The organism is Ruegeria sp. YKSD179 (genome assembly GCF_059612885.1).
The window spans coordinates 1-7,097 of the sequence record NZ_JBXWRL010000096.1; the positions used below are offsets into that span (position 1 = coordinate 1).

General features: G+C 51.8%; 6 protein-coding genes and 2 pseudogenes. 4 read left to right on the forward strand and 4 right to left on the reverse strand.

What is annotated here, in order from left to right; translation table 11 throughout:
* Window positions 1–261 precede the first annotated feature (261 nt).
* A complete protein-coding gene (locus tag AC2FNE_RS23935; RefSeq protein ID WP_496806491.1) occupies window positions 262–1,014 on the reverse strand; it encodes a Crp/Fnr family transcriptional regulator in 753 nt (250 codons plus the stop codon).
* Window positions 1,015–1,149: 135 nt separating this feature from the next.
* Here AC2FNE_RS23935 and AC2FNE_RS23940 point away from each other — a divergent pair, with 135 nt between their 5' ends.
* The gene (locus tag AC2FNE_RS23940) at window positions 1,150–1,383 is read left to right on the forward strand and encodes a hypothetical protein (protein ID WP_496806492.1); all 234 of its coding nucleotides are present in this window, start codon (window positions 1,150–1,152) and stop codon (window positions 1,381–1,383) included.
* Between the two features lie 533 nt (window positions 1,384–1,916).
* On the opposite strand, the gene AC2FNE_RS23945 is transcribed toward AC2FNE_RS23940, so the two are convergent.
* Entirely contained in the window at window positions 1,917–2,534 is a 618-nt protein-coding gene (locus AC2FNE_RS23945; RefSeq protein ID WP_481669098.1) for a helix-turn-helix domain-containing protein, read from the reverse strand.
* A gap of 230 nt (window positions 2,535–2,764) precedes the next feature.
* Between AC2FNE_RS23945 and AC2FNE_RS23950 the strand changes: the two genes are divergently transcribed.
* Both AC2FNE_RS23950 and AC2FNE_RS23955 read left to right on the forward strand, forming a co-directional pair.
* Window positions 2,765–3,445 (forward strand): IS6 family transposase, encoded by a 681-nt coding sequence (locus AC2FNE_RS23950; RefSeq protein ID WP_353392075.1) that lies wholly within the window; start codon window positions 2,765–2,767, stop codon window positions 3,443–3,445.
* A gap of 488 nt (window positions 3,446–3,933) precedes the next feature.
* The gene (locus AC2FNE_RS23955; RefSeq protein WP_170608721.1) at window positions 3,934–5,103 is read left to right on the forward strand and encodes a 4Fe-4S double cluster binding domain-containing protein; all 1,170 of its coding nucleotides are present in this window, start codon (window positions 3,934–3,936) and stop codon (window positions 5,101–5,103) included.
* A 457-nt stretch (window positions 5,104–5,560) separates the two neighbouring features.
* Here AC2FNE_RS23955 and AC2FNE_RS23960 read toward each other — a convergent pair whose 3' ends face one another.
* Entirely contained in the window at window positions 5,561–5,731 is a 171-nt protein-coding gene (locus AC2FNE_RS23960) for a Flp family type IVb pilin (RefSeq protein ID WP_217362408.1), read from the reverse strand.
* Window positions 5,732–6,436: 705 nt separating this feature from the next.
* Between AC2FNE_RS23960 and AC2FNE_RS23965 the strand changes: the two are divergent.
* A pseudogene (locus AC2FNE_RS23965) lies at window positions 6,437–6,643 on the forward strand (IS6 family transposase); the annotation flags it as partial.
* A 319-nt stretch (window positions 6,644–6,962) separates the two neighbouring features.
* Here AC2FNE_RS23965 and AC2FNE_RS23970 read toward each other — a convergent pair.
* Window positions 6,963–7,097: pseudogene (locus AC2FNE_RS23970) on the reverse strand (IS5/IS1182 family transposase); the annotation flags it as partial.

Here is a 7,097-nt window from a genome sequence, read left to right on the forward strand (position 1 = left end):
CGAGGATCAGGCACACTGCCAAAAATTGACTAACCTGCGTCAGTGCAATGATGTTTGGATTCCGGCAACGTGATGTGTGTTGGCGGGATATTTGCTGGCGTGTTCTTAACGCGTAATTGAGAAGCGCAGGAAATCCAGTACCGCAATCGGACTGTATTTATCTTGCGCTTCTTTTTCAGTGAAATCCCAAATCTGCCGAAGCGAATTCCGTCTCTAACAGGCAACGATCATCAAAATCCCGGCATCGCTGTAGGGGTGAACTTATTGCTTCAACAGTGGCCCGGCCTGATCCAGATAAGTGGGGTCAAAACCGGCCAACGTCACCAGTCCGTCATAATCATCAAATACCACTTGCCCGGATTGAAAAGTAACCAGCCCCTTTTCCCGCAGTTGCCGTAGGACACGATTAACATGCACGGCACTCAGTCCCAGCGTATCGGCAAGGTGGTATTGTGTCAGAGGGCAGGCGTATCCCGTCTTGCTTGCCATCCCGACCTGAGTCAGCCTCACACCAAGTTCCAATAGAAAATGCGCCATGCGCTCACCCGCATCGCGCCGTCCTATGTTGACCAGGTGCTCAACCACCATCGCTTCATCTCGGGAGACCGCCCAAAGAATTGCTGTCGCCAGCCGGGGCGTTTGCGCAAATGCTTCCAGGAGATCATCCACTACTACTTCAATGGCTTGGATTTCCATGATTGGTTCTATGCTGTGATCCGAGGTGTGCAGCAGAACGCTCCGCAAGCCCAGAAAGTCACCCGGCACTTGGAAATCGACGATCTGACGCGACCCGTCAGTCTGGGTTTTGTAGGAACAAACCCAGCCCGAGGCCAGAATGTAGGCAGCCTGCTCTGATTGCCCTTGATGCACAAGGTCACGTCCGGCTTCAAAGGTTCTGCGACGCTTGTGCAGGCGTGCCAATGCCGCAAGTTCAACCTCAGTCAGAGCGACGAAGTTTGAAAGCTTTCGGGTGAGTGGACTGTTTTTGATAGTGCGCAAGTGCTCTTCCTTCATCGATGAGCAGCCCGCGAAACTATCCGACGCCAAGACTGCTTTCGATCAGTTAAGTATACAGCAATCTATGCCAGTATGATGCAATTCATTGTGGCGCTTCCTTGCTTGGACGCCTGTTAAAAAAGGACGTCTACCATGGCTGACCGGCAAGACCACTCAGGAATGGTCGCACTCTCAATTTGTGAAGCGCTTTTGCTTGCAATCAAAGATCGTGAGCTCCTGCCCGAACATGAAATTGTGGGAGTTCTGCGTGACGCAGCTGCTGCCCACGAAACAGCGGTCGGCAATAACGATGAAAAGGATATGCACCAGGCCGTCGCCTTTCTCATTAACCGGATCATTGCTTCCGGCTATCGGGTTCGGCAGTAGCGTAAAGTCCCGTATCGGAAAAACAAGATTATGCTCGTCAAAAAAGCTTAACAGCAAGAAGACACAAAATTGGCGTCTCGTTTCTAATCAGTTCAAACACGAAGCAAAAACCAATGTTTCAATACTTGCCATATCCCGCGTCTTGCTCGTCCGACCGAGCCGCGGCGAAGGTACGGTTCCCGTTAACGCAAATACAACGGCTGCGAATGACCTGATTGGTGACACTTGCCGCGACGCAACAATAAGTATGCCGCGACCGCGAGCAAGTGCTGCTTTAGCGAAGGCTCCAGATCGAAAGACGGCAAAGTCAGCTTACCGTGAGTTCACCAAAGCCCAGATTTCGCTTGCGCAGCGAACGGCAGGAACGCAGGCAGCAGCAGCATCCGAGGGGTGCACTGGATGTCTCCTTTGGGCCGAAATTTAACCCAAAAACTCCAGTGACCAAATCACAGGGCAATCTGTGCGTCAAACCCAGGGAATTTTTAACATAACCATAGTTATCTGTACCGCAGATGGCCAACATGCGCTTGGCCTTACCAGCTGATCCTTACAGGAAGCATCGCCCAAACCATGGTGGCCTCTTTGTCTGTTCGATTGCGAAACCGGTGTGCGATCATCGAGGGGTAAGAAAAACTGTCGCCCTTGCGCAGGACGATGACTTCGTTGTCAAGACGCAGCTCGACTTCTCCGGTCAAGACAATCGCATGCTGTTCACCTTCAAATGAATATCCTTCCAACGGCTCTGGCGGGGTGCCCGCGCCCGGGCGAAAGCGGGACAGGATCAGATAACATTGCCCCGATAGAGTGCTGGATAGAAGCTCATCCTCGAAACCAAGTTCTTCGGTTGTCCGCGTGTACATGCCCGACAACGAGCGGCGGTTTTCTGCACGGACAACATGTTTGCGTTCAAGCGAGCCTGCTCCTGATTGTTTGGGAAAGAACCAGTCGGGATCCACTTCCAGAGCCGTGCTGATTTCTGTCAGGAGGTCTTCAGATACCTTCGCCGAGCCAAGCTCGATCCGGCTCAGGTAGGCGGTCGAACAGGATACGGCCTCGGACAAGTCATTCAAGGTCAGTCCGCGCGCCTTGCGTACTTCGCGGATTTCACTGCCCAGTCGCTGGGCATCAGTGTCTGGAAAGTCGTTTTTCATGCATTCGAGATAAAAGATTTTTGTTGATTTTTCGAGAGAAATTCAACTTAGTTGAAAAGAGAGCTGAAATTCAACTAATCACGATCAACTGGGAGGACATTATGCGCTTTGATTTGATTGCCAATTTTAGCCCTGGTGAGACGATGGATCTGTTGCAAACTTTTTGCCATTGACGCTCAAGAACGCAGAGAGTGAATAGCGGCCGGTGTAATTCAGCCGAAAGTCAGTTCATGATTTCTTTCAAGGGTGCACAGTATCCGAAAGATGTGATCCTATTCGCAGTATTCTTCTACGTTCGATATGGTGTTTCATACCGTGACCTGGAGGAAATCATGGGTGAGCGCGGTGTTTCGGTGGACCACACTACACTGAACCGCTGGGTGAAGAGATACTCTAGCGCGATTGCCGAGGCCGCGCGTCGCCGCAAAAAATCTTGCGATCGTTCTTGGAGAGTGGACGAGACCTACATCAAGGTGAAAGGGGCGTGGGTATACCTCTACCGAGCTGTCGACAAGCACGGTAAGACGCTTGATTTCATGCTTTCACAGCGTCGAAACAAACCCGCCGCCACCAAATTCTTTGCCCGGGCACTGGAGGTCAACGGCCTTCCAAGAAAGATTGTCATCGACAAGAGCGGAGCCAACACAGCCGGCATCAAGGCCATAAACAAGATGTTGAAAGGCTTTGGTTGCCCAGTCCAAATTGAAATGGTCCGGCGGAAATACTTGAACAACATTGTGGAACAGGACCACCGTTTCATCAAAAGACGAACTCGCCCGATGCTGGGGTTCAAAGCCTTCGCATCAGCAGCGGCAACGTTGGATGGAATTGAAGTGGCGCACATGATCCGCAAAGGTCAACTCACGCCCGGAATCTGTCCGTTTCGTCAATTTGCAGAACTGGCGGCATAGGCAGCGGGTTCGGTGTCAACTCTTCGTTTAGTCAGAAACTTCGCAACAGAGCCCCTACAATGCGGTGTCGCTCGGTTGGTCACGCTGGAGGCAAACGAACTGCAGCGTGGTGCGTTTCTCCAAAAAGCGGCGATATTAGTTGCGCGATGGCGCAGGCAGGATGGGTGAAGAAGTGGGACAAGTACTGGCGCGACCACGAATGTCCTTAATTGCGCCAACCTCCATATAGCCAAACAAAGCATTGGTAATAGCGTCGGTAAATCATTAACCGGTTCTTTCCTTTTGGGAAAGCTCAGACGGCAGCGGTGTGACTTGTAAACTTTGGCATATCCACGAGCTTACATCTGCGTGTCAGTCTGGTTGACCCGCTTCGCCCCGAACCAAGACGCGATCCCGGAAAGCGCTGGTCGAAAGATTAGGAAAACGCGGTACGCAAGCTCAGCCATACCTAGTTGCCCGAACAGACTTCGAAGCGTTAACCTGTTTGCATGACCTATCCACGTAATCAATTTGAACCACAAGACGGTGACAGTGAAGCGGGTATCGAGATTACGCAGGATTTTGAACAGTTTTCTCAGCGCAACGACGTATTCACCCGCGCATTTTGGGACGAAACAGTAAGAACGAAAGCGACCGATGGCTTCTTTGCGTCTTACCGAATGGCAGCGTCACCGCGGCGGGGGGACGGTTTCACACAACGTGACTTCGCGCTGCGGAACGCGGCCTGGCTCATCTCGGATGTGATGACGGACCGCTATGCGGATCAAGGACGGCGAGAAGGTTTTCAAGCTTCTATCAGCTATGACACCCCAGTCGCACCAAAGCTGGTCGAAGTCGCCGACCCAGCGAAAATGTCCGCAGAGATAAAGCGAGTTGCGAATTTCTTCGGAGCCGACTTGTGCGGAGTGGCGGACATGGACAGCAGGTGGCTTTACGCTAGCCGCATCGATACCCGTGATTTCTCAGAAGTGCCAAATGATCTCCCTGAAGGCATGACTTCAGTTATCGTGCTGGGACATGAAATGGACCCCAAACTTGTGGCCACCTACCCCTCCGCTTTGGCCGGCGCGGCCACCGGACGAGAGTATTCGCACGAGGCCTCAATCGTGATGCAACTCGCCGCCTATATTCGAAACCTGGGCTACGATGCGGTTGCATCGATGAACGACACAGGTCTCGTAATCCCCTATGCGATCAAGGCGGGTTTGGGGGAATACGCAAGAAATCAGATGGTTATCACGCCTGAATTCGGGCCAAGACTGCGTTTCTCCAAGATCTTCACAAACTTGCCTTTGGCACATGATGCCCCCAAACCGAAGGGGGTTCGGGCCTTTTGCGACATATGCACCAAATGTGCGGATGCGTGTCCTGTAAAGGCACTACCGTTTGGTCCGCCCGAGGTTGGGGGCAACAATGTCTCTGCCATAAAGGGCGTGCGTAAATGGACCTCAGATGCAGAGAAGTGTTTCGGCTTCTGGGCGAAGACATCGACTGACTGTGCAATCTGCTTGCGCGTTTGTCCTTTCAATCGGGACTTTCGAAAATGGAAACATCGAGCATGGTTAAAGCTGGCTCTATCACCTTTGCGAAAGCTGGCATTGTGGCTTGACCGCAAAAGAGGCGGACGAGTGAAACCAAGCGCATGGTGGAACGAGTAGAGCAAAGTGGAACCAAGCGAGATCACGGTCTATCGACCCAACAAGCCCGTGCTAAAGGGTAATCGCCATTTTTGAAGTGGAGTTGCGTTTTGTTGGCCGAAAACAACAAGCCCGCGCTGCCAATTTAAAAGGGGACGAGACAACGCGGGCTTTCTGCGGTAGCAATCAAACAAATAGGCCGGTTCGACCGGAAAAAAGTCCGCACTGTCGAGGGGCTGAACGGGTAGCTGTTCAGCCCCTCTCGTGGGGGTCATCGGAATTGGAACTTCCTAGTTTTACCCGTGAAAACAGAAACGTCCACGATCCGTAAACAATCTCTTTACATTGTTTCTTAAATGGAAACAAAATGATTTTAGAACCGCTCTTTCGCCACACCTAATGTGTGCAGTTCCCGTGACCGCATTTCGTCCCGTCAAAGCCCTCACCATCCCTTACGACTTGAATTGCAAGCAGGTGATTACAATAGGCCTTCTGCCACGGTGAACTGGCCGTTAACGTCGCCGCCCAAAGCTGTGAGGGTCGCAACTGCAATTGCCGTGATAATGGTCAGGGCAACACCGTACTCGACGATGGTCGCACCGCGCTCGTCACGTGCCAGTGTTTTCATCATTACATAGAGCTTCAACATTTTACTCTCCTAGTTAACTCACTAGATACACACCGATGCCGTACAAACTGACGGCGCTAACACCCCCCTTAAAGAGGGAGCCTTCATCAAACATACGCCCCTTGGAACAGGGCGTGCATCATCCAAACTGTGGAAAAGCACACGTATAAGGTGAAAGAATTGGCAACTTCACTGTGGTGCGCCTCGGGATACTACAGAAAACCGTGCTGCCAATTTTACAGGGGACAAGGCAACACGGGCTGTCTGCGGTAGTAAACAAAGACGTAGGTCGGTTGGATCAGAAAAAAAGCCCGCGCTGCCGAGGGACGGTCAAACGCGGGTTCAAGTTGACAGTACCGCCGAAAACGGCATGGGAAATGTCACATGGGGATTGTGACCTACGTCATTTAGTTCAATCCAGCGATTTGACCAATCCCTTGGGTCGCATCCGATTGACGCCCATTTTTTTTGTCAATTTTCCCAGAATGTTGGAAATAGAACGAGTAAGAAGCGTGAGCGCACCGGCCCTGACACTGACGCTTCAAGTTCACGATCTGACTGCCGCTCTAAAAGTTTTCGTTTTTCGACGCACAAAAGGATTATGTTCGAGGCTAGTTTCCTTACTGCATTGGACCTGAACGCGATGTGCAACTTGTATTCCAACACGATGGTCTTGTCAGAAGAACTTTGCTTGAGCGGGGCAGGGGGTATGCGTAGCGTTTGGGAATGACCAAACCTGCCTTCTTCAAGTACTTTAAGACCAGTCCCGAGATCATCCGTCTTGCGGTGATGCTGTATATTCGGTTTCCACTCTCGCTTCGGAATGTCGAAGATCTGCTGCACGAGCGCGGGATCGATGTCAGCCATGAAACCGTCCGATACTGGTGGAACAGGTTCGGCCCAATGTTTGCTTCTGAGATTAGACGCAAACGGGTCCAGCAACTTCGTGCATTGGCGATAACATCACTAACGCTTGATGAGCGTCCAAAAAGCGGCTGCAAGAGTTCAATGCATCCGCTCCAAATCAAAATGCCGACGGCGCTCCAAATCCTCGTGCGGCTTCTGACTAATGCTAAAGGAAGCACAATAATCGCGTATGCAATGATATGCATCGCTTTGTCAGCACTTCCCGGATCACCAGCGCTCCCCGGCGGAGACAGGCTTGCAAAAGAAATGCTTGCGACTCCAATGAACGTTGCAGCAACGCCCAAAGGCGACAACCAAGAGTAAAGCGCTGAGAGCTTCGGCATCATTAGGCAGCCGACTCATAAAACTTGATCCACAATCGTATCGAGGCCAGTTTGATCATGGCCATGAAGTTGCGTGACGTTTTCTCGTACCGGGTTGCGATACGTCGGAATGAGGCTTTGAGGCGTCCGAAGAACCG